This window comes from Streptomyces spectabilis (assembly GCF_008704795.1).
Classification (GTDB): Bacteria; Actinomycetota; Actinomycetes; order Streptomycetales; family Streptomycetaceae; genus Streptomyces; species Streptomyces spectabilis.
This window is the reverse complement of record NZ_CP023690.1, coordinates 4,215,282-4,239,087: the sequence shown is the minus strand read 5'-3', so window position 1 is coordinate 4,239,087 and position 23,806 is coordinate 4,215,282. Positions and strand designations below refer to the sequence as shown.

Sequence of the window (23,806 nt, the reverse complement as noted above, 5' to 3'; positions counted from 1 at the left end):
CAATCTCTCCACCGGGAGGCTCACTTGCACCGCCGCCGTCGCACCGCGCTCCTCCTCTCCGCCGCGGCCGTCGCCGCCGCCCCCCTCCTCACCGCCTGCGGCAGCGACGCGCGCCCCGGCGCCGCGGCCGTCGTGGGCGACGACCGCATCACGGTGGCGCAGCTCGAACACCGGGTGAACGAGGTGCGGTCCGCGCAGCGCGCCGCCGTCCCCGACGAGCGGCAGTACGAGCAGGTCATCGCCAAGACCGGCACCCTCACCCGCAACACGCTGCACACGATGGTCCTGGACCGGGTCCTGCACCGCGCCGCGCGCGACGCCGGGGTGACCGTCACCCGCAAGGAGATCCAGACCACGCGCGCGGGCATGGCGAAACAGGCGGGCGGCCGCAAGGCCCTGGAGGCGGGCTGGCTCCAGCAGTACAACGTCCCGCCCAAGCGCCTCGACGACAGCATCCGCACCGAGATCGAGGCGCAGAAGCTCGCCGCGAAGCTGGGCGCCGACATGAGTTCCAAGCCGGGCCAGGAGGCCTTCTGGGCCGCCCTGTCCAAGGCCTCCAAGAAGCTCGACGTCAATGTGAACCCGCGCTACGGCACGTGGGACGCCGCCCAGAACAAGCGCGTCGACACGAAGACGCCCTGGCTCCGCGAAGCAGCGGCCTGACCCGCGTACCGGCGCTCCGCGCGAACGCGCCGGCGCGGCCAGGGGGCCGTGCCCCACGAGGGCAGCCCGCTGTCAGAGGCGTGGGTTACGTTCGAGCGGTGAACGAAACCTCGGCGGGGCGCATCGTCCTGCTCACCACCAGCCACCGCGTAGCCCCCGGCCTGCTGTCCTGGCCCGCCTGGCAGGCCCTGCACGGAGCCGACGAGGTCCTGTGCGCCGACGCCGCCCACCCGCAGCTGCCGTATCTGCGGGAGGCGGGCGTCGACGTCAAGCAGGCCGCGCCCACCGCCGAGGAGCTGGTGCGCGCCTGCGAGGGCGGCCGCACGGTCCTGGTCGTGGCCACCGCCGAGGGCGACCGCCCGCTGACGGACGGCCTGGCCCGGCTCGCGGGCTCGGGCCGCTTCGCCATGCCGGACCTGGAGCTGCTCCCCGGCTCGTACGACCTGCCGGGCGCCCGGCTCCTGGACCTCGTCCAGGTCATGGACCGCATCCGGGCCGAGTGCCCCTGGTCGTCCCGGCAGACCCACAAGAGCCTCGCGAAGTACGGCATCGAAGAGGCGTACGAACTGGTCGAGGCGATCGAGGACGGCGACCGCACGGAGCTCCGCGAGGAGCTGGGCGACGTCCTGCTCCAGGTCGTCTTCCACGCGCGCGTGGCGGAGGAGGACGAGGAGGAGCCGTTCTCCGTGGACGACGTGGCGGGCACGATCGTCGACAAGCTCATCCACCGCCACCCCCACGTCTTCGGCGACGACACGGCCGCCACGCCCGAGGAGGTCAAGGCGCACTGGCTGCGCACCAAGGCGGTGGAGAAGCAGCGCGACTCGGTGACGGAGGGCATCCCCCTCGGCCAGCCCGGCCTCGCCCTCGCCGCCAAGCTCGCCTCCCGCGCCCGCACGGCGGGCCTGACCGTCCCCCTGCCGAAGGGCGAGGGCATCGGCTACGACCTCCTGGCGATGGCCGTCCGCGCGGAGGCCTCCGGCACGGACCCGGAGGCGGCCCTGCGGGCGGCGGCCCGCGCGTACCGGGACGCCGTCCGGGAAGCGGAGACGGCGTAGCGGACCACGCTCCGGCCTGTCCGGCGTTTGAGGACGAGGCGCGGAGCGCCGATGAAGGCGGGGGCCCGGGGGCGGCAGTCCCCGGTTCGGGAAGGGGCGGGCCTGGGGCGCACCGCGAGGACGGGCGGCTACCGTCGACCGCATGCACGACAAGCCCCCCGTTTCCCCCGAGCCCGAGCTCTTCACCTGGGAGTTCGCCAGTGACCCCTACCCCGCCTACGCCTGGCTGCGCGAGCACGCGCCGGTGACGAAGCGGCGGCTGCCGAGCGGTGTCGAGGCCTGGCTGGTCACCCGCTACGCGGACGCGCGGCAGGCCCTCGCCGACCAGCGGCTCAGCAAGAACCCGGCGCACCACGACGAGCCCGCGCACGCCAAGGGCAAGACCGGCATCCCGGGCGAGCGCAAGGCCGAGCTGATGACGCATCTGCTCAACATCGACCCGCCGGACCACACCCGGCTGCGCCGCCTGGTGTCGAAGGCGTTCACACCGCGCCGCGTGGCGGAGTTCGAGTCCCGGGTGCAGGAGCTGACGGACCAGCTCATCGACGGGTTCGCGGAGCGGGGCGAGGCCGACCTCATCCACGAGTTCGCGTTCCCGCTGCCGATCTACGCCATCTGCGACATGCTCGGCGTACCGCGCGAGGACCAGGACGACTTCCGGGACTGGGCCGGGATGATGATCCGGCACGGCGGGGGCCCGCGCGGTGGTGTGGCGCGCTCGGTGAAGAAGATGCGCGGCTACCTCGCCGAGCTCATCCACCGCAAGCGCGAGTCGCTGGCCGACGAGGGCGACGACGACCTGATCTCCGGGCTCATCCGCGCCTCCGACCACGGCGAGCACCTCACCGAGAACGAGGCCGCCGCGATGGCCTTCATCCTGCTGTTCGCCGGTTTCGAGACGACCGTGAACCTCATCGGGAACGGTACGTACGCCCTGCTCGACCACCCCGAGCAGCGGCAGCTGCTGCAGCGGTCCCTGGCCGCGGGCGACACCGCGCTGCTCGCCACGGGCCTGGAGGAACTCCTGCGCTACGACGGGCCGGTCGAGCTGGCCACCTGGCGGTTCGCCACCGAGGCGCTGCGCATCGGCGGCCAGGACATCGCGGCGGGCGACCCGGTGCTCGTCGTGCTGGCCGCCGCCGACCGCGACCCGGCGCGCTTCGCCGATCCGGACCGCCTCGACCTCGCCCGGCGCGACAACCAGCACCTCGGTTACGGCCACGGCATCCACTACTGCCTCGGTGCCCCGCTGGCCCGGCTTGAGGGCCAGACCGCCCTCGCCACCCTGCTCCGCCGCCTGCCGGACCTGCAACTGGCCGTGGCTCCCGAGGAGTTGAGGTGGCGCGGCGGGCTCATCATGCGTGGGCTCAGGACGTTGCCGGTGCGTTTCACACCCGCCCCGCGGGTCACCCGTGCTGACGGGCCGTCAACGATGTGACTTTCGCGTGATCTCGGCTGAACCGACTTGTGACTGGCGTTCGACTGCGGCTACGTTCACGACGGCCCGGCACCCGCGCGCTCGCGCGTAACGGATGCCGTGCCTGACCTGTCGTCCACGAAAGGCACCTGCATGCTCTCCGGCCAAGGCCGTCACCGCCGCCCCCGTCAGGTCCCGGCGATCCTCGTCACGGCGGGCGTCACCGGATCAGCCATCGCCATCCCGCTGCTCGGCGCGTCCGGCGCGAGCGCCGCGGACGCCGGGACGTGGGACAAGGTCGCGGAGTGCGAGAGCGGCGGGGCGTGGAGCGCCAAGGGCAGCGGCTACTACGGCGGCCTCCAGCTCACCCAGGACACCTGGGAGCAGTACGGCGGCCTCTCCTACGCGCCGACCGCCGACCAGGCGAGCCGCTCCCAGCAGATCCACGTCGCCGAGAAGGTGCTCGCCGACCGGGGCCCCGACGCCTGGCCGAACTGCGCCCCGGCCGCGGGCCTGGCGAAGGGCGGCGAGGCCGCCGCCGTCGATCCGGGCCTGCCGTCGGCCCCGCCGAGCTCGTCGGACTCCGACGACTCCGCCGAGTCCTCGGAGCCCTCCGACTCCTCGCGGTCCGGCAAGGAGAAGGACGCGGAGAAGGACGCGAAGGAGGAGCGCGAGGCCGCCGGGTCCGACCGCTCCGAGAAGGCCGAGAGGCCGGGCAGTTCCACCGAATCGCGAGACAAGACTCACGATTCGGGCAACGGTGACGATGGCGACGACGGTGCCACCCAGGGCGGGAAGAGCGCCGAGGACGGCTCGCGCGAGGGCGGCGGCAAGCACCGCAAGCCCGCCGGTGACGCGGACAAGTCCGGTGCGGACGACAGCGCTTCGTCCCAGGAGTCCGAGGAGTCCGAGGCGTCCCAGGAGTCCGAGGGCGCCGAGCCCGGCGCGGACGACGCGGCCGACGACCGCCCCGCGGGCCGTCACCGCGGCGGCAGCGCCGCCGATGACGCCCCGTCCGGCGACACCGGCCCCGGGCGTCACGCCTCGCGCGGCGAGGCGCGTGACGTGCCCGCCGCCGAGCGCCCCTCGGGCACGTACACGGTCCGCTCCGGTGACAACCTCTCGGCGATCGCCGACAGCCACGACCTTGACGGCGGCTGGTCGGGCCTCTACGCCGGGAACAAGAAGACCGTCGGCTCCGATCCGGACCTCATCCTCCCCGGTCAGCGGCTCGAACTGAGCGCGGAGGACAAGGGCGCCACCGCCGGGAAGTCGAGCGAAAAGTAGGGCAGTTGCCCGGCGGTTCGCGGTGAATGTCCGGTTTAAAGACGGTGAGAGGCAAGTGAGAGATGGGTCTCAGAAGCCCTGATCGTCTTTGAAATTCGGATGATTGCCTGGCTACGGTCGGGACCGCTCGCCACAGCGGGCCCCGCCGGTCGGTACGCCGAATCCTGCCAACGGCCGGACGGGAACAGTCGTCGCTTCGAGCGCCGAAGGCAGGAGCGGGGGACCCAAGGTAAGTGCCGGGCCCGGACGTTGAGCGGTCGTAAGACGCGCGAGACGTACGGACACGGCTTGGGGTGAAGTCGCGCGCTAGGACGCGCGGCCGGGCACTCACCCGCCCGAACCCGACAGCTCACCTCGCAGGCGTCGGTGAGGGGATCACTTCATGCTGCGTTCCGGCAAGGGCAAGCACCGCCGTCCGACCAAGCTCGACAAGGCCACCCGCGCCGCCACCGTCGTCGGTGTCACCGGTGCCGCCGTCGCCGCCCCGCTGATGGCGACCGGCACGGCCAACGCCGCCACCGCCTCCGAGTGGGACCGCGTCGCCGCGTGCGAGTCCGGTGGCAACTGGTCCATCAACACCGGCAACGGCTACTACGGCGGCGTGCAGTTCTCCGCCTCCACCTGGGCCGCTTACGGCGGCACCAAGTACGCGGCCACCGCCGACAAGGCCTCCAAGGCCCAGCAGATCGAGATCGCCGAGAAGGTCCTCGCGGGCCAGGGCAAGGGTGCCTGGCCGAAGTGCGGCGTGGGCCTGTCCGGCTCCCCGTACACCGGCGGCGGCTCCTCCGGCGGCGGCCAGCAGCAGCCGCAGCAGCAGGCCAAGCCGCAGCCGCAGCAGCAGGCCCAGCCGCAGCAGCAGGCCGCGCCCAAGCCGCAGGCCCAGCCGCAGCACCAGCCGCAGCAGGCCGCCCCGCAGGTCGAGAAGAAGACCGTCCAGACCCCGACCGGCAAGGTCGTGAAGAAGGGCGACGGCGAGTACAAGGTCGTGACCGGCGACACCCTGTCCAAGATCGCCCAGGAGCACGACGTCAAGGGCGGCTGGCAGAAGCTGTACCAGCTGAACGACGACATCGTCAGCGACGCCGACTTCATCTACCCGGGTCAGCAGCTGCACCTCAGCTGACCCGCCCCGGCCCCGGCAGCGCCCGGAGCCACCCCGTCCCCATGGGCTACCGCCCCGGTGCGCTCCCCCCTGCGCACCGGGGCGGTACCTTTTGGTCCGGTAGTTTGTTTCGTGAGGGAACTATCCGGCCCCGGACCCGGCCCTGTGCCTGTCCATGGGCTGGGCGGTCGGCTGGCCGATGCCCCGGAGCCGGTTAGGCTCGTGTCGCAGGGGCCAGCGCGGCCCCTAGTACCCCCGCGTACCCCGCATCACATCCCAGAAGGAGATGCTCGTGCCGTCCATCGACGTCGTCGTAGCCCGGGAAATCCTGGACTCCCGAGGCAATCCCACGGTCGAGGTCGAGGTCGGCCTCGACGACGGCTCCACCGGCCGTGCCGCCGTCCCGTCCGGCGCCTCCACCGGCGCCTTCGAGGCCATCGAACTCCGTGACGGAGACGCCAACCGCTACGGCGGCAAGGGCGTGGAGAAGGCCGTTCTCGCCGTCATCGAGCAGATCGGCCCGGAGCTCGTCGGCTACGACGCCACCGAGCAGCGTCTGATCGACCAGGCCATGTTCGACCTGGACGCCACGGACAACAAGGGCTCCCTCGGCGCCAACGCCATCCTCGGCGTCTCCCTCGCCGTGGCCCACGCCGCCTCCGAGGCCAGCGACCTGCCGCTCTTCCGCTACCTCGGCGGTCCGAACGCGCACCTGCTGCCGGTGCCGATGATGAACATCCTGAACGGCGGGTCCCACGCGGACTCCAACGTCGACATCCAGGAGTTCATGATCGCCCCGATCGGCGCGGAGTCCTTCTCCGAGGCCCTGCGCTGGGGCGCCGAGGTCTACCACACGCTGAAGAAGGTCCTGAAGGCCAAGGGCCTGTCCACCGGCCTCGGCGACGAGGGCGGCTTCGCGCCGAACCTGGAGTCGAACCGCGCGGCCCTCGACCTCATCGTCGAGGCCATCAAGCAGGCCGGTTACGTCCCGGGCGAGCAGATCGCGCTCGCGCTCGACGTCGCCGCGTCCGAGTTCTACAAGGACGGCTCCTACGAGTTCGAGGGCAAGTCCCGCTCGGCCGCCGAGATGACGGACTACTACGCCGAGCTGGTCGCCGCGTACCCGCTGGTCTCCATCGAGGACCCGCTGTACGAGGACGACTGGGACGGCTGGAAGATCATCACCGAGAAGCTGGGCGACAAGGTCCAGATCGTCGGCGACGACCTCTTCGTCACCAACCCGGAGCGCCTCCAGCGCGGCATCGACGAGGACGCCGCCAACGCGCTGCTCGTCAAGGTCAACCAGATCGGTTCGCTGACCGAGACCCTGGACGCCGTCGAGCTGGCCCAGCGCAACGGCTTCAAGTGCATGATGTCCCACCGCTCCGGCGAGACCGAGGACGTCACCATCGCCGACCTCGCCGTCGCCGTGAACTGCGGCCAGATCAAGACCGGCGCCCCGGCCCGCTCGGACCGCGTCGCCAAGTACAACCAGCTGCTTCGCATCGAGGAGATCCTCGACGACGCCGCGGTGTACGCGGGCCGCTCGGCGTTCCCGCGCTTCAAGGGCTGAGCCCTCTTCGCGGGCCAAGGCCTAGCCAGTCGTACGTACGTCCCCGTACTCGGTCCCGTACCGTGTGCGGGGACTACGCACGTACTGGGGAGGCGGACATGGCAGTGAAGAACCGCGACCGGTTCTCCACCGCGACGCGGCTCAAGCTGCTCGGCGAGCAGACCGCGCAGCGCGTCTACCGTTCCCAGACCAAGCGCCAGGCCCGCCGCTCCCGGCTCACCGGGCGCGCGGCGCTGCTCGTCCTGGTGGTCTGCTCGCTGGTCGTCGCGCTCGCCTATCCGATACGGCAGTACGTCTCCCAGCGCGCCGAGATCGCCGAGCAGCGGCAGAAGCAGGCCGAGCACCGCGAGAACGTCGAGCGCCTGCGCGACGAGAAGGCCCGCTGGCAGGACGACGCCTACGCCGAGCAGCGCGTCCGCGACCGGCTGCACTACGTGATGCCCGGCGAGACCGGCTTCACGGTGATCGACCCCGAGGCCGCCGAACGCCACCGGACCGACGGGGGAGGGGCCGACCGGCCCTGGTACTCCAACGTCTGGGACGGCGTCGACAAGGCGGACCGCTCCGGCGCCGCAGGCCGCCCCGACGACAACTGAACCGACCTCCGCACTGACCGAAAGACAGGCATGGAAACGCCTCCGCCCCAGACCGAGTCCACCGCGCCCACGGACGCCGACATCGCCGCGTTCAAGGAGCAGCTGGGCCGCCCGCCGCGCGGCCTGCGGGCCATCGCGCACCGCTGCCCCTGCGGCAGCCCGGACGTGGTGGAGACGGCGCCCCGCCTGGAGGACGGCACGCCGTTCCCGACGACGTTCTATCTGACGTGCCCGCGCGCGGCCTCCGCGATCGGCACGCTGGAGGCGAACGGCGTGATGAAGGAGATGACGGAGCGGCTCGCCGCCGACCCGGAGCTCGCCGCCGCGTACCGCGCCGCGCACGAGGACTACATCGCCCGGCGCGACTCGATCGAGGTCCTGGAGGGCTTCCCCTCGGCCGGCGGCATGCCGGACCGCGTGAAGTGCCTGCACGTCCTGGTCGCCCACTCCCTGGCCGCGGGCCCCGGTGTGAACCCCCTCGGCGACGAGGCCATCGCCATGCTCCCGGAGTGGTGGCGCAAGGGCCCCTGCGTCTCCGCGGACGCGAGCTGAGCCGGTTTCCGGACCCGCCGCTACCGCGGCGGAACCTCCTCCCACCCGCCCACCCGTGACGCCCGGCTGCACGGGCCAGCCCCGACGCGGAGCGCCTGATCGTCCGTCTCCGCCGTGGGCAGGGCCCCGCTGTCCGATACCCGTCAACGCAAAGGAGCACCCCAGCGTGACCCGCGTGGCCGCCATCGACTGCGGTACCAACTCCATCCGCCTGCTCGTCGCGGACGCCGACCCGGCCACGGGGCAGCTCGTGGACCTCGACCGCCGGATGCAGATCGTTCGCCTCGGACAGGGCGTGGACAAGACGGGCCGCCTCGCCCCCGAGGCGCTTGAGCGGACCTTCGCGGCCTGCCGCGAGTACGCCGCCGTCATCAAGGAGCACGGCGCGCAGCGCACCCGCTTCGTGGCGACCTCCGCCTCCCGCGACGCCGAGAACCGCGACGAGTTCGTCCGCGGCGTCCTGGACATCCTCGGCGTCGAGCCGGAGGTGATCAGCGGCGACCAGGAGGCGGAGTTCTCCTTCACGGGCGCCACCAAGGAGCTGACGGGCCGCGCGGACCTGGAGACGCCGTACCTCGTCGTGGACATCGGCGGCGGCTCCACGGAGTTCGTCGTGGGCGACGGCAGCGTCCGGGCGGCCCGCTCCGTGGACGTCGGCTGCGTCCGGATGACCGAGCGCCACTTCGTGCGCGACGGGGTCGTCACCGACCCGCCGTCCGCCGAGCAGCTCGCCGCCGTCCGCGCGGACATCGACGCGGCGCTCGACCTGGCCGAGGAGACGGTGCCGCTGCGCGAGGCGAGGACCCTGGTGGGCCTCGCGGGCTCGGTCACCACGGTGGCCGGGATCGCGCTCGGCCTCGACGCGTACGAGTCCGCCGCGATCCACCACTCGCGCGTCTCGTACGAGCAGGTCGCGGCGATCGTGGAGCGGCTCGTGCGCTCGACGCACGCCGAGCGCGCGGCGATCCCCGTGATGCACCCGGGCCGCGTCGACGTGATCGTGGCGGGCGCCCTCGTGCTGCTCTCGATCATGGAGCGGGTCGGTGCCCGGGAGGTCGTCGTGAGCGAGCACGACATCCTGGACGGGATCGCCTGGAAAGTGGCGGAGGAGCTGGGCGAGTAGCCCCTCGCGGATCCTCCCCGCGCAGGCGTTGCCGATCATCGCCTGAGCGGGGAGGATGTCGTTTGAGCAGCCGTCGAACGGCTTCGGGGCCCCCGCGGCGACACCTCGTCGGAAAAGTTCGTGAAGTTCTTCACAAGGAAAACGGCCCTGTAGGGCGTGGTTCCGAGGGGTTTCGGGTCCGGAGGCGGGGTTTTGAAGGCGCCGGGCTGACGCCCGCGGCGCATCGCAGGTGTTACGGGGGTGTGAACCGAGGACTGGTTCACCCGGTGTTGAAGCCCGGAGTGGCTGCTCAAGTGGGGTTGACAACGACTCGCGGTGTCCGCTGGTTCCCCTCGGGTGCCATGACCTCCGTCACGTGGGCGGCGAAGTGTAGCAGAGGCCCCACCCATCCTTGTGAAGGGGCGCACGAGCGACCCCCTCCGAGGGGGTGGATACTCAATGGCATGAGCACCACGGAGCGTCCCAGGATCCTCGTAGTAGGCGGTGGGTACGTAGGCCTGTACGCAGCTCGTCGCATTCTCAAGAAGATGCGCTACGGCGAGGCGACCGTCACGGTCGTCGACCCGCGCTCGTACATGACGTACCAGCCCTTCCTCCCCGAAGCCGCCGCCGGCAGCATCTCGCCGCGGCACGTCGTCGTCCCGCTGCGACGCGTGCTGCCCAAGGCCGAGGTACTGACCGGTCGGGTCACGACCATCGACCAGGACCGCAAGGTCGCCACGATCGCGCCGCTCGTCGGCGAGGCGTACGAGCTGCCGTTCGACTACCTGGTCATCGCGATGGGCGCGGTCTCCCGCACCTTCCCGATCCCCGGCCTCGCCGAGCAGGGCATCGGCATGAAGGGCATCGAGGAGGCCATCGGCCTGCGCAACCACGTGCTCGAGCAGCTCGACAAGGCCGACTCCACGACCGACGAGGAGGTCCGCCGCAAGGCGCTGACCTTCGTCTTCGTCGGCGGTGGCTTCGCCGGTGCCGAGACCATCGGCGAGGTCGAGGACATGGCCCGCGACGCGGCCAAGTACTACAACACCGTGTCGCGCGACGACATGCGCTTCGTGCTGGTCGACGCCGCCGACAAGATCCTCCCCGAGGTCGGCCCGAAGCTCGGCCAGTACGGCAAGGAGCACCTGGAGAGCCGCGGGGTCGAGGTCTACCTCTCCACCTCCATGGACTCCTGCGTCGACGGCCACGTCGTGCTGAAGAACGGCCTCGAGGTCGACTCCAACACGATCGTGTGGACCGCCGGTGTGAAGCCGAACCCGGCGCTCGCCCGCTTCGGCCTCCCGCTCGGCCCGCGCGGCCACGTCGACACCCAGACGACCCTCCAGGTCCAGGGCACCGACTGCATCTGGGCCGCGGGCGACAACGCCCAGGTCCCGGACCTCGTCGGCCGCAAGGCGGGCAACGAGAACGCCTGGTGCCCGCCGAACGCCCAGCACGCCCTGCGCCAGGCCAAGGTCCTCGGCGACAACGTGGTCTCCGGCATGCGGGGCTTCCCGCAGAAGGAGTACAGCCACGCCAACAAGGGCGCGGTCGCGGGTCTCGGCCTGCACAAGGGCGTCGCGATGATCGTCATGGGCAAGATGAAGATCAAGCTCAAGGGCCGTCTCGCCTGGTACATGCACCGTGGCTACCACGGCATGGCGATGCCGACGTTCAACCGCAAGATCCGTGTCTTCGCGGACTGGACGCTCGGCATGTTCCTCAAGCGCGAGGTCGTCTCGCTCGGCGCGATGGAGACCCCGCGCGAGGAGTTCTACGAGGCCGCCAAGCCCGCGCCCAAGCCGGCCGCCGCTGCCGCTCCGGTCGAGGAGAAGGCCAAGGCCTCCTAGGTCGGGCGCGCACCTCAGGCGCACACCGTATTGACCCGAAGGGTCCCCGCTATCCGTGGAGCGGGGGCCCTTCGGGTTTTTCGCGTTCCGGTGGGAAGAACGGGAGGGAGCGGTTCCCGTTGGCCGATTTCCATGCCTGCTACACGTATTTTGCCGATTCGTGACGCCGTAACGGGACTCCGCGGGCGTGTCGTTGGTGTTTACGTGGAGACGGACCATTCCCCGGGGTATCCCCCCATAGCGGAGGTGTGTGCCATGCAGGACGCCGCTTCGCGGCTGAAGAACATCGCCGAGCAGGTGCTGGGAGCGCGGCTGCCCGTTCGCATCCGCGCCTGGGACGGTTCGGAGACCGGCCCGCCGGGGGCGCCCGTCCTCGTCGTACGCCATCGGCGCGCGCTGCGCCGCCTGTTGTGGAAGCCGGGGGAGCTGGGGCTCGCCCGGGCCTGGGTGGCGGGGGACCTCGACGTCGAGGGCGATCTGTACCGGGCCCTCGACCTGCTCGCCGAGTTCATCTGGGAGCGCGACGACGACGCCCCCACGCTCGCCGAGTCACTGCGCGACCCGAAGGTGCGGGCCGCCGTCCGCTCGCTGCTCGCGCTCGCCGCGCCGTTCCTGCCGCCGCCCGTGCCGGGCGAGGAGATGCGCAGACACGGCAGGCTGCACCGGCACACCAAGGGCAGCGACAAGCAGGCCATCAGCCACCACTACGACGTCGGCAACGACTTCTACGAGCTGGTCCTCGGCCCCTCCATGGTCTACTCCTGCGCCTACTGGGAGTCGCCCGACGGCACCCTGGAGGACGCCCAGCGCGACAAGCTCGAACTGATCTGCCGCAAGCTCGCCCTGAAGCCCGGCATGCGCCTCCTCGACGTCGGCTGCGGCTGGGGCTCCATGGCCATCCACGCCGCCCGCGAGCACGGCGTGCGCGTCGTCGGCGTCACGCTCTCCCGCGAGCAGGCCGCGTACGCCCGCAAGCGCATCGCCGAGGAGGGCCTGACCGACCGCGTCGAGATCCGCGTCCAGGACTACCGCGACGTGCGCGACGGCCCGTACGACGCGATCTCGTCCGTCGGCATGGCCGAGCACGTCGGCGCCGACCGCTATCTGGACTACGCGCGCGACCTCCACACCCTCCTGAAGCCGGGCGGGCGGCTGCTCAACCACCAGATCGCGCGCCGCCCCCTCGGCGACGAGACGGCGTACTCCGTCGACGAGTTCATCGACGCGTACGTCTTCCCCGACGGCGAGCTGGCCCCGATCGGTACCACCGTGGGCCTCCTGGAGCGGGCCGGCTTCGAGGTCCGCGACGTGGAGTCCATCCGCGAGCACTACGCCCACACCCTGCGCCGGTGGGTGGCCAACCTGGAGGCCGACTGGCCGCGGGGCCAGCGCCTGACGAGCCCGGGCCGGGCCCGCATCTGGCGCCTCTACATGGCCGCGTCGGCCCTGGCCTTCGAGCGCAACCGCATCGGGGTGAACCAGGTCCTGGCGGTCAGAACCCCGGAGGACGGCACGTCCGGCATGCCTCTGCGTACCCGTGACTGGCGGAACTGAGGGTCCCGAAGGGGCGCGGGGAACTGCGCGACCAGCCACGACGAATCCGCAGACGAAGCACTAAAGGGGGGCCCCGGGCGCACCAGCGCCCGAGGCCCCCCACAGCCCGACGTCAGTCGGACTTGATGGCCTGCAGCGGATTGAGCCGCGCAGCGGACCGCGCGGGCCACACCGCGGCGAGCACGCCCACCACCGCGGCGATGGCGAGGAAGACCAGGATCCGCCCGGCGGGGATCTCCATGGTGTACGTCTTCACCGAGCCGGAGATGCTGTCGCCCGCGACCCAGCCGAGGAACAGGCCGAGGCCGACGCCGAGCACCGCGCCGAACAGCGAGATCACGACGGACTCCAGGCGCACCATCTGCTTGATCTTCGCGCGGTCGAGGCCGATCGCGCGGAGCATGCCGATCTCGTGCTTCCGCTCGAAGACGGACATCGCGAGGGTGTTGATGACACCGAGGACCGCGACCAGGATGGCCATGGCGAGCAGGCCGTACAGCATGTTCAGGAGCAGGTTGATGGCCCCGCCGACCTCGTTGCTGATGTCGTCCTTGTCCTGGATCTTGATGGCGGGGTTGTCGCCGAGGGCCTTCACGATGGCGTCCTCGGCCCGGTCGGACGCGCCGTCCTTCATCTTCAGCAGGACCTGCTGGTCCTGGATCTTCGACAGGTGCGGGGTGACGACCGAGGTGGGGGTGAAGAGGCCGTTGAGCATCTCGTTGGACTTGTAGACGCCCGCGACCTTCAGCCGGGTCGTCCTGTCGTCGTCGAACTTCACCGGGACGGTGTCGCCGGCCTTCAGGCCCTTGGCGTCGGCCGTCTCCTTGTCGACGAGGACGGCGTCGCCCTTGAGCCCGGCCGCGGAGCCGCTGGTGAAGTCCAGGCCGACGAGCTTGTCGAAGTCCTGGGGGTCGACGCCGGAGATCCGGGTGTCGCGGCCGTCGGCCTCGCCCCAGGTGGTGCGCAGGGCGCTGCTGGCCTCGACCTCGGGGAGCTCGGCCAGCTTGTCGTGGACCGCGGGGGTGAGCGGCTGGAAGTTCGCCATCGAGACGGCGTAGTCGGCCTTCAGGGAGTCGGTGGCCATCTTGTTGATGGCACTGCCCATGGAGACGGCGACGACGGTCATCGCGGTGATGAGGGTCAGGCCGATCATCAGGGCCGAGGCGGTGGAGGCCGTGCGGCGCGGGTTGCGGACCGAGTTCAGCCGGGCCAGCTTGCCGGTGACGCCGAAGGGCTTCAGGAGCGGGCCCGCGGCGGCGATGAACGGGCGGGACAGCAGCGGCGTGAGGACGATGACGCCGACGAGGATCGTCGCGGCGCCGCCGGACTTCACGTAGTTGTCGTCCATGAAGAGCATGACCGCGCCGAGCGCGACGATCAGCGAGCCGATGCTGTTGCGGACGACCAGGCCGCGCGTGGTGGGCGAGGCGTGGACGCTGTTCATCGCGGCGACCGGCGGGATCTTCGCGGCGCGGCGGCCCGGCAGCCAGGCGGCCAGCATGGTCACGACCACACCGATGAGCAGCGCGGTGATGATCGTCGTCGGGCCGATGACCAGCGGCCCGTCGGGCAGTGAGGCGCCGCCCGCGTTCATCAGGGCCTCCAGGCCGACGGCCACGCCGATGCCGAGCGCGAAGCCCGCGACGGCGGCGACCAGGCCGACGATGAACGCCTCGATCAGGACCGAGCGCGTGACCTGGCGGCGCGAGGCGCCCACGGCCCGCATCAGGGCCAGCTCCTTGGTGCGCTGGGCGACCAGCATGGTGAAGGTGTTGGCGATGATGAAGATGCCGACGAACAGCGCGATACCGGCGAAGATCAGCAGCACCTGGCTCATGGAGCTGGTGTTCTGCTCGATCATGCGGTCCTGCTCGTCCTTGAGGGAGACCCCGGTCTCGGCCTCGGTGTCCTTCGGCAGGATCTTCTCGACGGCACCCTTGAGGGCGGTCTCGGACGTACCGGCGGCGGCCTTCACGTCGATCTCGTCGTACTCGGTCTTGCCGAGGACCTTGCGCGCGGTGTCGTTGTCGAACAGGACGAGGCTGCCGCCCGCGACCACGCTGCCGTCGTCGGTGTCGAAGACGCCGGAGACCTTGGCGGTCTTCACGGGGCCGTCGGTGGAGTAGCGGACGGCGTCGCCGACCCCGTAGCCGGTGCGGTCGGCGGTACGGCTGTCCAGGGCGATCTCACCCGCGGACCGCGGGGCCTTGCCCGCGGCGAAGTCGTAGCGCGGGTCCTTGCCGTCCTTACCGGGGTAGTAGTTGGCGCCGGTGGTGCCCCACTCGCCGCCGACGAGCTTGCCGTCCTTGTCGGCGAGCGCGGTGAAGCCGGAGTACGTGCCGATCACGGAACCGGCGCCGGGCAGCTTCCCGGCCTCGGTGAGCAGCGCGTCGGTGAGGCGCGGCGGCTGCTTGGCCTCCTGGCCGTCGTCGTGGGAGGAGCCGCCGTCCGGGCGGATGGCGACCGAGACGTGGTCGAAGCTCTTCGCCGACTTGTTCTTGTAGGCGGAGCCGAAGGTGTCGGTGAAGACCAGCGTGCCGGAGACGAACGCGACGCCGAGCATGACGGCGAGCACGGTCATCAACAACCGGGCCTTGTGCGCGAGCACGTTGCGCAGGGCGGTACGGAACATGGTGTGAGGTCCTGGTGAGGGGGTGACGTAGGTCGCGGTGCGGGAGCGCCCCGAAGGGGCGCGGGGAACTGCGCGACCAGCCACAGACGGCCCGCAGTGTCAAGAATCGCTCAGCCGCGATGGCGGATGGCGACCGGTGAAGGCCAAGCGGCCATTAGCTAGCTGGTCCGGCCCTTGGCGTCGAAGTCCTTCATGCGGTCGAGCACGCGCTCCGCGCTGGGCTGGTGCATCTCGTCGACCACCCGGCCGTCCGCGAGGAAGATCACGCGGTCCGCGTACGACGCGGCCACCGGGTCGTGGGTGACCATGACGACGGTCTGGCCCAGCTCGCGCACGGAGTTGCGCAGGAAGCCGAGGACCTCCGCGCCGGAGCGGGAGTCGAGGTTTCCGGTCGGCTCGTCACCGAAGATGATCTCCGGCTTGGAGGCCAGGGCGCGGGCCACGGCGACGCGCTGCTGCTGACCGCCGGAGAGCTCGGTGGGCCGGTGGGAGAGGCGCCCGGCCAGACCCACCATGGAGATCACCTGCTCCAGCCACTGCTTGTCGACCTTGCGGCCCGCGATGTCCATGGGGAGCGTGATGTTCTCCAGGGCGGTCAGGGTCGGCAGCAGGTTGAACGCCTGGAAGATGAAGCCGATCTTGTCCCGGCGGAGCTTGGTGAGCTGCTTGTCCTTCAGCGTCGACAGCTCGGTCTCGCCGATGCGCACCGAGCCGGAGCTGAAGCTGTCCAGACCGGCCACGCAGTGCATCAGCGTGGACTTGCCGGAGCCCGAGGGGCCCATGATCGCGGTGAACCGGCCCTGGCCGAAGTCGACGGAGACCCGGTCGAGCGCGACCACCTGGGTCTCGCCCTGGCCGTACACCTTGGACAGATCCGTGGCGCGCGCGGCCACGGCGGTGGCGTGGGCGGCGAAGGCAGTGGTGGTGGTCACGGGAGGGTGCTCCTGTCGGTACGACGGGGTCGGGGGGACTTCATCCATCGTCCTGTCCGAGGAGGGCCCCGTAGTCAGCCGCTGTTCCGGTTCCGGGGGGCGACTGCGGTCGGACTCGCGGCGGCCATGTCATACCTGGGGATGACGGGCGTCCCTGAGGGGCGGGCCGGGGGAGGCGCGCGAGGCACGGCCGGGACGCCGGTGTGCGCGGGGGCGGCGCACAACGGTGCGCGGCCCCGGAAGGGGCGGGCGGAGCACGCTTGCCGCACACGGCGCGGAGACGGCTAAATTCCGTCAATTCCCTCGCGTTCGAGGGCCTTGGCCGGTGTGGCCCACGGCAAGTACCACCGGCGCGTACCAGGTGCTGATGCACCCTCAGACGTCAATAAAATAAGACAACGTCGGGCTGCTGTTCCGCTATTCGGGGGATGCCTCCCGATAGGGTCGAAGCCTTGATGCGGAGCCTACGGCCTGCCCGGGTGGTGGAATGCAGACACGGCGAGCTTAAACCTCGCTGCCCTTCATGGGCGTACCGGTTCAAGTCCGGTTCCGGGCACCTCCGCCACCCTCAGCGGGACGCTCCACCCAGCCCCTGCGACTCGCGTGACGGGGCGTCAGTTCCCGGCGGGATCCGCACTCTTGAGTACCACGAACGGGTCTCCGTGAGGGACCGTTGACACCGGAAGCGGAGGGCCGGAGACTCCCCGGATGCGGACGCAGGTGGGGATCATCGGAGCGGGCCCCGCGGGCCTGGTGCTGGCGAGGCTCCTGCACGCCGCGGGCATCGAGACCGTCGTCATCGAGGCCCGCGACCGGTCCTATGTGGAGGGCCGTCAGCGGGCCGGAATCCTGGAGCACGGCACCGCCGACATCCTGCGCGCGGCGGGCGCGGGCGAGCGCATGGACCGCGAGGGCCACCGGCACGACGGCATCGAGCTGCGCTTCGACCGCCGCAGGCACCGCGTCGACTTCCCGTCCCTGACCGGCGGCCGCTCCGTGATGGTGTACGCCCAGACCGAGGTGTGCAAGGACCTCATCGCCCTCCGGCTCCGGGACGGCGGCCCGCTGCTCTTCGGCGCCGAGGCGCTCGCCGTGGAGGGCGCGGACACCGGCAGGCCGCGCGTCCGCTACCGCCACGAGGGCCGCGAGCGGACCCTGGAGTGCGCGTACGTCGCCGGGTGCGACGGCTTCTGGGGCGTGGCCCGCGCCGCCGTGCCTGCCGCGCTCTCGCGGACGTACGAGCGCGCGTACCCCTACGGCTGGCTCGGCGTCCTCGCCGACGCGCCGCCCTCGCACGACGAGCTGGTCTACGCCCGCCACGACCGCGGCTTCGCGCTCCTCAGCCACCGCTCGCCCACGGTCTCCCGGCTCTACCTCCAGGTGCCCGCGGACACCGACCCCGCCGCCTGGGGCGACACGCAGATCTGGGACGAGCTGGAGCGCCGCTGCGCGACCGAGGGCGGCGGGCGGCTCACCCGCGGGCCGCTCACCGCGAAGTCGGTCACGCCCCTGCGCTCCTACGTGCACGAGCCGATGCGGTACGGGCGGCTCTTCCTCGCCGGGGACGCCGCGCACATCGTGCCGCCCACCGGAGCCAAGGGCCTCAACCTCGCCGTCGGCGACGTCGCCACCCTCGCCCGCGCCCTCGTCGCGCACGCGCGCACCGGCGACACCGCGCTCCTCGACGCGTACTCCGCGACCTGTCTGCGCCGCGTCTGGCAGGCCGAGCGGTTCTCGAACGCGCTGACGGCCCTGTTGCACCGGCACCCGGACGCCACCCCCTTCGACGACCGCCTCCAGCTGGCCCAGCTCGACCGCGTCGCCACCTCGCGCCCGGCCCGCGCGGACCTCGCCGAGGCCTATACGGGGCGTCCCCTGGACGGCGTACTGTGACCTGCGACACCACCCGATGGGAGGACCGCGGGCGGGCCGGGAACAGCGCGCCCGGTCCCGGGCGTTCTCCGGGCGAGGAGTAAGGGCGAGACAGGGATCCCCCGCCACCTGGCGGGAAAGATCCTCCCCAAGCACTAGGCACATCCTTTTGCCTACGCATTACCCTTGAACCAAAGCCACGCACGGTGGCCATGGAGGAGTGAGATGAGGAGCAGCAACCCGGTCTTCTCGCGACGGGGGTTCAGCCGCGACAACGGCTATGCGGGCTTCAACGCGCAGCCGCAGGCCGGGGGCCCCGCAGTCGCGACCCAGGGCAACGCATACGCCCCGGGCAACCCGTACGCGGGCCAGCAGGCCCCCACCAACCCGTACGCCGCGAACCCGTACGGCCAGCAGGACCTCCAGGGCGCCCCGCCCCAGGCCCCGGTGACCACCGGCCGCATGACGATGGACGACGTCGTCATGCGCACGGCCACCACGCTCGGTGTCCTCGTCGTGACGGCGGCGCTCGCCTGGGCGCTGCTCCCCGTCGACGACGCGAACATCAGCAAGTCGTACGGCATCGCGATCGGCGCCGGCCTCGTGGCGATGGTCCTGGGCTTCGTCCAGGCCTTCAAGCGCAAGGCGTCCCCGCCGCTGATCCTGGCGTACGCCGCCCTGGAAGGCGTCTTCCTCGGCGTCGTCTCCAGCGTCGTCGACAACCGCATCGCGAGCGGCGCGGCCATGCAGGCCGTGCTCGGCACGATGGCCGTCTTCCTCGCCGTCCTGGTGGCGTACAAGGCGGGCTGGATCCGCGTCAACCGCCGCTTCTACGGCTTCGTGATGGCCGCGGCCCTCGGCTTCGTGCTCCTGATGGCGGTGAACCTGCTGTTCTCCGTCTTCGGCGGCGGTGACGGCCTCGGCTTCCGCAGCGGCGGCCTCGGCATCATGTTCGGCATCATCGGCGTGCTGCTCGGCGCGTGCTTCCTGGCCCTGGACTTCAAGCAGGTCGAGGACGGCATCGCGTACGGCGCCCCGCGCGAGGAGGCCTGGCTCGCCGCCTTCGGCCTCACGATGACGCTGGTCTGGATCTACCTGGAGTTCCTGCGCCTGATCGCGATCCTGCAAGGGAACGACTGAGCGCCGCCGACCGGCCGGTGACCCCACCGGCCGGCCGGCGCCACAGCGGCCGAAGGGCCCGCGGATCGCTTTCCGCGGGCCCTTCGTCGTGTCGTGGCGGGGATCGGAGTCGGGGGAACTCGGGGGAACTCTCGGGGGAACTACGGGTGCCGGTCAGCCCAGTTTGCGCGCGGCGCGCCTGAGGTCGTATTCGTGGATGATCGCCTTGGCGTGGCCGTAGGCCAGATTGTGCTCGCCGCGGAGCCAGCTGACCTTCTCCTCGAATCGGAAGAGGGAAGGGCCCTCGTCGACGGTGCGCAGCCAGTCGGAGACTTCACGACCGGTGCAGTGGGGGATGCGAGCGAGCAGATTCCGGTGGGTCTCCTCGGAGAAGACTTGGGACATCGGCGCCTCCGGACGCGTTCGATGTGGTCCGTCCTTCACGCCACCGTGCCTGAGCGTTCGGACATTGGCAACAGTCCCGGCTCGGCGCATAGGGTCGCGGTGTGCTCGATACGACGCCTTTGATCGCCGCCGTGGACCGGTTCGCCGACCGGCTGCGGGCCGCGCCCCAGTCCCGGCTGCAGCGCGGCGCGGCCGCGGAAGCCCTGGCACTCGCCCGAGAGTTGGCGGTGCGCTCCCAGCTCAGCGAGGAGCCGGGGGCCGAGCCCCGGGTGATGCCGGACGCCGGGATGTTCGCGGCCGCCGACCAGATCACCGTGGCGGGACGCGACTTGGCGGTCGTCCTGCGGGACGAGGAGGAGCTGACGGAGGCGGTGCGCCTGGTGGAGGAGGCGCTGGCGCGGGCCGGGGTGTGACCGGAAGCCGGGGGTCGGCGGGTCTCGGCCCCGCCGCTCAGACCGAGGCGATGACGCGGTCCGCCAGGATGTAGACGTTCTCCGTGCCGCACGCGAACGTCAGTGCGTACGCGCCCGAGACGCCGGAGCCGCCGAGCAGCACCGGGGCCTTGCCGTCGCGCAGGGCCGCGGCGAGCAGCTCCGCGGTCTCGCGGTGGCCGGGGGTCATGCACAGCGTCGTACCGTCCGCGAAGACGTACACGTCGAGGGTGCCGAGCGGTCCCGGGCGGACGTCGGCGAGGGCGGTGCGGGCGTCGGCGAGCTCCTCCAGGCAGGCCACCGTGCGCTCGTGGTCGGTGTACGCGGGGGACTGCACCGGCACGAAGTCGGGGTGCGAGGGGTGGCGGCGGCGGGCCGCGGCCAGCTCGGCGGAGTCGCCCGCGAACTCGTCGGGGTCCGCGAAGGGCTCGACGACCGGTTCGAGACTGTCCGATTCCAGACCCGCCAGATCGGCCTGGCGCGGCAGGAACAGCTCGTCCGCGATGCTCTCCGGAAGGCCGCCGAGCAGCGAGGGGGCGTCCGCGATGTCGCGGGCCTCCTGCGCGGCCCAGAACGCGCGCGCCTCGGCCAGCTCCCGCTCCCGCTCCTCGGCGAGGGCGTCGGCCACCGCGGCGCGTATCTCGTCGGTGTCCACCGTCGTACGGGCGGCCGGCACGGTGGCGCGGCCGCCGGTCGTCGCGTGGCTCTCGGCGAGCTCGGTGCGCAGGTCGGTGATCTGCTGCCGCAGGCCCCGCACGGTGTGCAGGGACGCGGCACCCACGGCCGTGGCGGCGGCCGCGGAGAGCAGCAAGGCAAGACTCATGGCGCTCACTGACGTACTCCCGGTTTCAAGTCGACCCCCGACTTACTACATCAGCTTGAAGCCTGCACCATCTCGCTGTCAGTGCATTACGTCACGAATTGGACAGGACTTTTGGCCCGGTGTTTATCGGTCGATGAGCGCTGACCTGGGCATATGTATCTCCCCCAGGAGATTGGTCACATCCTGGGGGAGATTGGGTCACGAATGTGTGGAGAGGGCGGAGGTGCCGCCGTTTCCCGCCTGGTGAGACGGGCGGCCCGGGGCGCGGGCCGCGCGCGTCAGCTGAGGCGCTCGATCACCATGGCCATGCCTTGGCCGCCGCCCACGCACATCGTCTCCAGGCCGAACTGCTTGTCGTGGAACTGGAGGCTGTTGATCAGCGTGCCGGTGATGCGGGCGCCGGTCATGCCGAAGGGGTGGCCGACGGCGATCGCGCCGCCGTTGACGTTCAGCTTGTCGAGGGGGATGCCCAGGTCGCGGTACGAGGGGATGACCTGGGCGGCGAAGGCCTCGTTGATCTCGACCAGGTCGATGTCCCCGATGCCGAGCCCGGCGCGCTTGAGGGCCTGCTTGCTGGCCTCGACCGGGCCGAGGCCCATGATCTCGGGGGAGAGGGCGGAGACGCCGGTCGACACGATCCGGGCCAGCGGGGTCAGGTCGAGCTCGCGGGCCTTGGTGTCGGACATGATCACGAGGGCCGCGGCGCCGTCGTTCAGGGGGCAGCAGTTGCCCGCCGTGACGAGCCCGTCCGGGCGGAAGACCGGCTTGAGGCCCGCGACGCCCTCCATGGTGACGCCCGCGCGCGGGCCGTCGTCCTTGGCGACGACCGTGCCGTCGGGGAGCGTCACCGGGGTGATCTCGCGCTCCCAGAAGCCGTTCTTGAGGGCCTCCTCGGCGAGGTTCTGGGACCGTACGCCGAACTCGTCCATGTCCTGCCGGGTGACGCCCTTGAGCCGGGCCAGGTTCTCGGCGGTCTGGCCCATCGCGATGTACGCGTCCGGCACGAGGTCGTCCTCGCGCGGGTCGTGCCAGTTGGTGCCGGTCTGCTCGGCGCGGGCCGCGGTGCGGGCCTCGGCGTCGGCGAAGAGCGGGTTGTGGGTGTCGGGCAGGCCGTCCGAGCTGCCCTTGACCGAGCGCGACACCATCTCGACACCGGCCGAGACGAAGACGTCGCCCTCGCCCGCCTTGATGGCGTGCAGGGCCATGCGGGACGTCTGGAGCGACGAGGAGCAGTAGCGGGTGATCGTGCAGCCCGGCAGGTGGTCCATGCCCATCTGCACGGCCACGATCCGGCCGAGGTTGTGGCCCTGCTCGCCGCCGGGCAGGCCGCAGCCCAGCATCAGGTCGTCGATGTCCCGGGGGTCGAGCGCGGGGATCTTGGCGAGGGCGGCCTGGACGATCGTGGCGGTCAGGTCGTCGGGGCGGAGCTCCTTGAGCGACCCCTTGAAGGCGCGGCCGATGGGGGAGCGGGCGGCGGAGACGATCACTGCTTCGGGCATCAGGGGGCTCCAGGGGTAACGGGCAGGGCTTAGTGGGAAGTTACCCGTACGTATCGTGAGGGTCACGGGGTGCGCGCTGTGACTCGGGCCGCATTTCTAAGCGGGTGCTCAGGGCGCGGGCGGGGGCGGGTCGGCTTCGGCTCGGCGCGGGCGGGGGTGTCGCCACTGCCGCGGCGGGGCCTTTCCCACCCACCCGCCCATGGCTCCCCAGCTTCGCCCGCGCGGCCTTCCGGCTCCGCTGCTCGTGCCCCGCCCGTGGCCGCTACCCGATCGGTGACGGGTCCGGGGTCTGGATGCGGCGGCGGCGCCTGCGCTTGAGGAGGGCGAAGGGGCCTCGGGGGCCGGAGGGGATGGCTCCGGTTACCTCCGTGCCGCCCTCCGCCGCGGCCCGCGCGGCCGCCCGGGCCACCGGCAGGAAGCCCTCGCGCCGCGACACGTCGGGGCGCTCCTCCTCCGGCCACAGGCCGAGCGCGGCGCAGAGCGTGGGCAGGACCGCCATCGCGGCCGTGGCGTACCCCTCCGCGGAGGGGTGGTAGTTGTCGGGTCCGAACAGCTCGCGGGGGTTCGCGGCGAACTCCGGGCCCAGCAGGTCCCCGAGCGACACCGTGCGGCCGCCCTGCTCGACCACGCCGATCGTCTGCGCGGCGGCGAGCTGCCGCGACACCCTGCGGGCCAGCCACCGCAGCGGCTGGTAGACGGGCTCGATCGTGCCGAGGTCCGGACACGTGCCAACGACCACCTCGGCGCCCGCGGTGCGCAGCCTGCGCACCGCCGAGGCCAGCAGCCGCACCGACCGCGTCGGCGGCATCCGGTGCGTCACGTCATTGGCCCCGATCATCACGACGCACACGTCGGGCACCGGGCCCGTCTCGTCGGACAGGACCAGCGTCACCTGTCGGTCGAGGTCGTCGGACTGCGCCCCGGCCTTGGCCACGACCCGCAGATCCACCGGCCGCTCGGCCACCGCGGCGAGCCCCGACGCGAGCAGCGCGGCGGGCGTCTGCCGGGCCCGGTGCACCCCGAGCCCCGCGGCCGTGGAGTCCCCGAGCATCGCGAACCGCAGCGGCTCCCCGCACGCCGCCCGGGCCGCGAACGCCGCCCCGTACCGGCCGTCGGCCCGCGGCGGCGCCCCGTGCCCGCCGTTGCCCACGGACCGCTTGGCCAGCTGCACCTCGGCGAGGACGAGCCCGACCGTGGCCGCGCCGAGCAGCCCGATGCCTCCGCCGCCGTACGCCGCACCCGCGGCGATGCGCCGCGCCACCCTCGCCCTCGACATCCCCGCTGTCACCTCTGCCAGGTCCTTGTGGAGCCGTTCGTCCCTTACATCCAGTCATTG

Annotated in this window: 20 protein-coding genes, 1 tRNA gene and 1 riboswitch; of the genes, 15 read left to right on the top strand and 6 right to left on the bottom strand. The window is 71.7% G+C overall.

Annotation, left to right across the window (positions count from 1 at the left end; translation table 11 throughout):
* Nucleotides 1-24 precede the first annotated feature (24 nt).
* The 11 genes from CP982_RS18285 (at nucleotide 25) to CP982_RS18235 (ending at nucleotide 12,757) form a co-directional block, all read left to right on the top strand.
* Entirely contained in the window at nucleotides 25-663 is a 639-nt protein-coding gene (locus CP982_RS18285) for a SurA N-terminal domain-containing protein (RefSeq protein WP_150511520.1), read from the top strand.
* Nucleotides 664-761: 98 nt separating this feature from the next.
* Nucleotides 762-1,721 carry a nucleoside triphosphate pyrophosphohydrolase gene (locus CP982_RS18280; RefSeq protein ID WP_229879262.1) on the top strand — a complete coding sequence of 320 codons (960 nt, stop codon included), beginning with the start codon at nucleotides 762-764 and terminating at the stop codon, nucleotides 1,719-1,721.
* Nucleotides 1,722-1,863: 142 nt separating this feature from the next.
* Entirely contained in the window at nucleotides 1,864-3,159 is a 1,296-nt protein-coding gene (locus CP982_RS18275) for a cytochrome P450 family protein (protein ID WP_150511518.1), read from the top strand.
* 132 nt (nucleotides 3,160-3,291) lie between these two features.
* A complete protein-coding gene (locus tag CP982_RS18270) occupies nucleotides 3,292-4,425 on the top strand; it encodes a transglycosylase family protein (RefSeq protein ID WP_150511517.1) in 1,134 nt (377 codons plus the stop codon).
* A 191-nt stretch (nucleotides 4,426-4,616) separates the two neighbouring features.
* Nucleotides 4,617-4,803: riboswitch (cyclic di-AMP (ydaO/yuaA leader) on the top strand.
* A 4-nt stretch (nucleotides 4,804-4,807) separates the two neighbouring features.
* The gene (locus CP982_RS18265; protein WP_150511516.1) at nucleotides 4,808-5,548 is read left to right on the top strand and encodes a LysM peptidoglycan-binding domain-containing protein; all 741 of its coding nucleotides are present in this window, start codon (nucleotides 4,808-4,810) and stop codon (nucleotides 5,546-5,548) included.
* A gap of 271 nt (nucleotides 5,549-5,819) precedes the next feature.
* Entirely contained in the window at nucleotides 5,820-7,100 is a 1,281-nt protein-coding gene (eno, locus tag CP982_RS18260; RefSeq protein WP_184925701.1) for a phosphopyruvate hydratase, read from the top strand.
* Nucleotides 7,101-7,198: 98 nt separating this feature from the next.
* On the top strand, nucleotides 7,199-7,696 hold the full coding sequence (locus CP982_RS18255) for an FtsB family cell division protein (RefSeq protein ID WP_170316453.1): 498 nt from the start codon (nucleotides 7,199-7,201) through the stop codon (nucleotides 7,694-7,696).
* Between the two features lie 30 nt (nucleotides 7,697-7,726).
* The gene (locus CP982_RS18250; RefSeq protein ID WP_150511513.1) at nucleotides 7,727-8,248 is read left to right on the top strand and encodes a DUF501 domain-containing protein; all 522 of its coding nucleotides are present in this window, start codon (nucleotides 7,727-7,729) and stop codon (nucleotides 8,246-8,248) included.
* Between the two features lie 166 nt (nucleotides 8,249-8,414).
* On the top strand, nucleotides 8,415-9,371 hold the full coding sequence (locus tag CP982_RS18245) for a Ppx/GppA phosphatase family protein (RefSeq protein ID WP_150511512.1): 957 nt from the start codon (nucleotides 8,415-8,417) through the stop codon (nucleotides 9,369-9,371).
* A 443-nt stretch (nucleotides 9,372-9,814) separates the two neighbouring features.
* Nucleotides 9,815-11,203 (top strand): NAD(P)/FAD-dependent oxidoreductase, encoded by a 1,389-nt coding sequence (locus CP982_RS18240; RefSeq protein WP_150511511.1) that lies wholly within the window; start codon nucleotides 9,815-9,817, stop codon nucleotides 11,201-11,203.
* Between the two features lie 255 nt (nucleotides 11,204-11,458).
* Nucleotides 11,459-12,757, top strand: a complete 1,299-nt coding sequence (locus CP982_RS18235) for an SAM-dependent methyltransferase (RefSeq protein ID WP_150511510.1) — start codon at nucleotides 11,459-11,461, stop codon at nucleotides 12,755-12,757.
* A gap of 112 nt (nucleotides 12,758-12,869) precedes the next feature.
* On the opposite strand, the gene CP982_RS18230 is transcribed toward CP982_RS18235, so the two are convergent.
* Nucleotides 12,870-15,389, bottom strand: coding sequence for an ABC transporter permease (locus CP982_RS18230; RefSeq protein WP_150511509.1), 2,520 nt, complete (start codon nucleotides 15,387-15,389; stop codon nucleotides 12,870-12,872).
* 158 nt (nucleotides 15,390-15,547) lie between these two features.
* Nucleotides 15,548-16,369 (bottom strand): ABC transporter ATP-binding protein, encoded by an 822-nt coding sequence (locus CP982_RS18225; protein WP_150511508.1) that lies wholly within the window; start codon nucleotides 16,367-16,369, stop codon nucleotides 15,548-15,550.
* A gap of 425 nt (nucleotides 16,370-16,794) precedes the next feature.
* Here CP982_RS18225 and CP982_RS18220 point away from each other — a divergent pair.
* The 3 genes from CP982_RS18220 to CP982_RS18210 all read left to right on the top strand — a co-directional run bounded on the left by CP982_RS18220 (nucleotide 16,795) and on the right by CP982_RS18210 (nucleotide 19,333).
* Nucleotides 16,795-16,877: transfer RNA gene (locus CP982_RS18220), tRNA-Leu, on the top strand.
* 152 nt (nucleotides 16,878-17,029) lie between these two features.
* A complete protein-coding gene (locus tag CP982_RS18215) occupies nucleotides 17,030-18,214 on the top strand; it encodes a 4-hydroxybenzoate 3-monooxygenase (RefSeq protein WP_150511507.1) in 1,185 nt (394 codons plus the stop codon).
* Nucleotides 18,215-18,418: 204 nt separating this feature from the next.
* Entirely contained in the window at nucleotides 18,419-19,333 is a 915-nt protein-coding gene (locus tag CP982_RS18210; RefSeq protein WP_150511506.1) for a Bax inhibitor-1/YccA family protein, read from the top strand.
* A gap of 153 nt (nucleotides 19,334-19,486) precedes the next feature.
* Here the strand turns inward: CP982_RS18210 and CP982_RS18205 are convergent, their stop codons facing one another.
* Nucleotides 19,487-19,717: a DUF4287 domain-containing protein gene (locus tag CP982_RS18205; protein ID WP_030672559.1), complete on the bottom strand. Its 231-nt coding sequence runs from the start codon at nucleotides 19,715-19,717 to the stop codon at nucleotides 19,487-19,489.
* Nucleotides 19,718-19,818: 101 nt separating this feature from the next.
* Between CP982_RS18205 and CP982_RS18200 the strand changes: the two genes are divergently transcribed.
* The gene (locus CP982_RS18200) at nucleotides 19,819-20,130 is read left to right on the top strand and encodes a hypothetical protein (protein ID WP_150511505.1); all 312 of its coding nucleotides are present in this window, start codon (nucleotides 19,819-19,821) and stop codon (nucleotides 20,128-20,130) included.
* Nucleotides 20,131-20,167: 37 nt separating this feature from the next.
* Here CP982_RS18200 and CP982_RS18195 read toward each other — a convergent pair whose 3' ends face one another.
* The 3 genes from CP982_RS18195 to CP982_RS18185 form a co-directional block, all read right to left on the bottom strand.
* On the bottom strand, nucleotides 20,168-20,980 hold the full coding sequence (locus tag CP982_RS18195) for a hypothetical protein (protein ID WP_372503380.1): 813 nt from the start codon (nucleotides 20,978-20,980) through the stop codon (nucleotides 20,168-20,170).
* Nucleotides 20,981-21,249: 269 nt separating this feature from the next.
* Nucleotides 21,250-22,470: an acetyl-CoA C-acetyltransferase gene (locus CP982_RS18190; RefSeq protein WP_150511503.1), complete on the bottom strand. Its 1,221-nt coding sequence runs from the start codon at nucleotides 22,468-22,470 to the stop codon at nucleotides 21,250-21,252.
* A 262-nt stretch (nucleotides 22,471-22,732) separates the two neighbouring features.
* Entirely contained in the window at nucleotides 22,733-23,746 is a 1,014-nt protein-coding gene (locus CP982_RS18185) for an SGNH/GDSL hydrolase family protein (protein ID WP_184925698.1), read from the bottom strand.
* Nucleotides 23,747-23,806: the final 60 nt, after the last annotated feature.

Bases quoted from the DNA above. Each gene is read 5' to 3' on its own strand.
- CP982_RS18275 (WP_150511518.1), top strand. From the start codon at position 1,864: ATGCACGACAAGCCCCCCGTTTCCCCCGAGCCCGAGCTCTTCACCTGG.
- CP982_RS18270 (WP_150511517.1), top strand. From the start codon at position 3,292: ATGCTCTCCGGCCAAGGCCGTCACCGCCGCCCCCGTCAGGTCCCGGCG.
- CP982_RS18265 (WP_150511516.1), top strand. From the start codon at position 4,808: ATGCTGCGTTCCGGCAAGGGCAAGCACCGCCGTCCGACCAAGCTCGAC.
- CP982_RS18255 (WP_170316453.1), top strand. From the start codon at position 7,199: ATGGCAGTGAAGAACCGCGACCGGTTCTCCACCGCGACGCGGCTCAAG.
- CP982_RS18250 (WP_150511513.1), top strand. From the start codon at position 7,727: ATGGAAACGCCTCCGCCCCAGACCGAGTCCACCGCGCCCACGGACGCC.
- CP982_RS18240 (WP_150511511.1), top strand. From the start codon at position 9,815: ATGAGCACCACGGAGCGTCCCAGGATCCTCGTAGTAGGCGGTGGGTAC.
- CP982_RS18235 (WP_150511510.1), top strand. From the start codon at position 11,459: ATGCAGGACGCCGCTTCGCGGCTGAAGAACATCGCCGAGCAGGTGCTG.
- CP982_RS18230 (WP_150511509.1), bottom strand. From the start codon at position 15,389: ATGTTCCGTACCGCCCTGCGCAACGTGCTCGCGCACAAGGCCCGGTTG.
- CP982_RS18225 (WP_150511508.1), bottom strand. From the start codon at position 16,369: ATGGATGAAGTCCCCCCGACCCCGTCGTACCGACAGGAGCACCCTCCC.
- CP982_RS18215 (WP_150511507.1), top strand. From the start codon at position 17,030: ATGCGGACGCAGGTGGGGATCATCGGAGCGGGCCCCGCGGGCCTGGTG.
- CP982_RS18210 (WP_150511506.1), top strand. From the start codon at position 18,419: ATGAGGAGCAGCAACCCGGTCTTCTCGCGACGGGGGTTCAGCCGCGAC.
- CP982_RS18205 (WP_030672559.1), bottom strand. From the start codon at position 19,717: ATGTCCCAAGTCTTCTCCGAGGAGACCCACCGGAATCTGCTCGCTCGC.
- CP982_RS18190 (WP_150511503.1), bottom strand. From the start codon at position 22,470: ATGCCCGAAGCAGTGATCGTCTCCGCCGCCCGCTCCCCCATCGGCCGC.
- CP982_RS18185 (WP_184925698.1), bottom strand. From the start codon at position 23,746: ATGTCGAGGGCGAGGGTGGCGCGGCGCATCGCCGCGGGTGCGGCGTAC.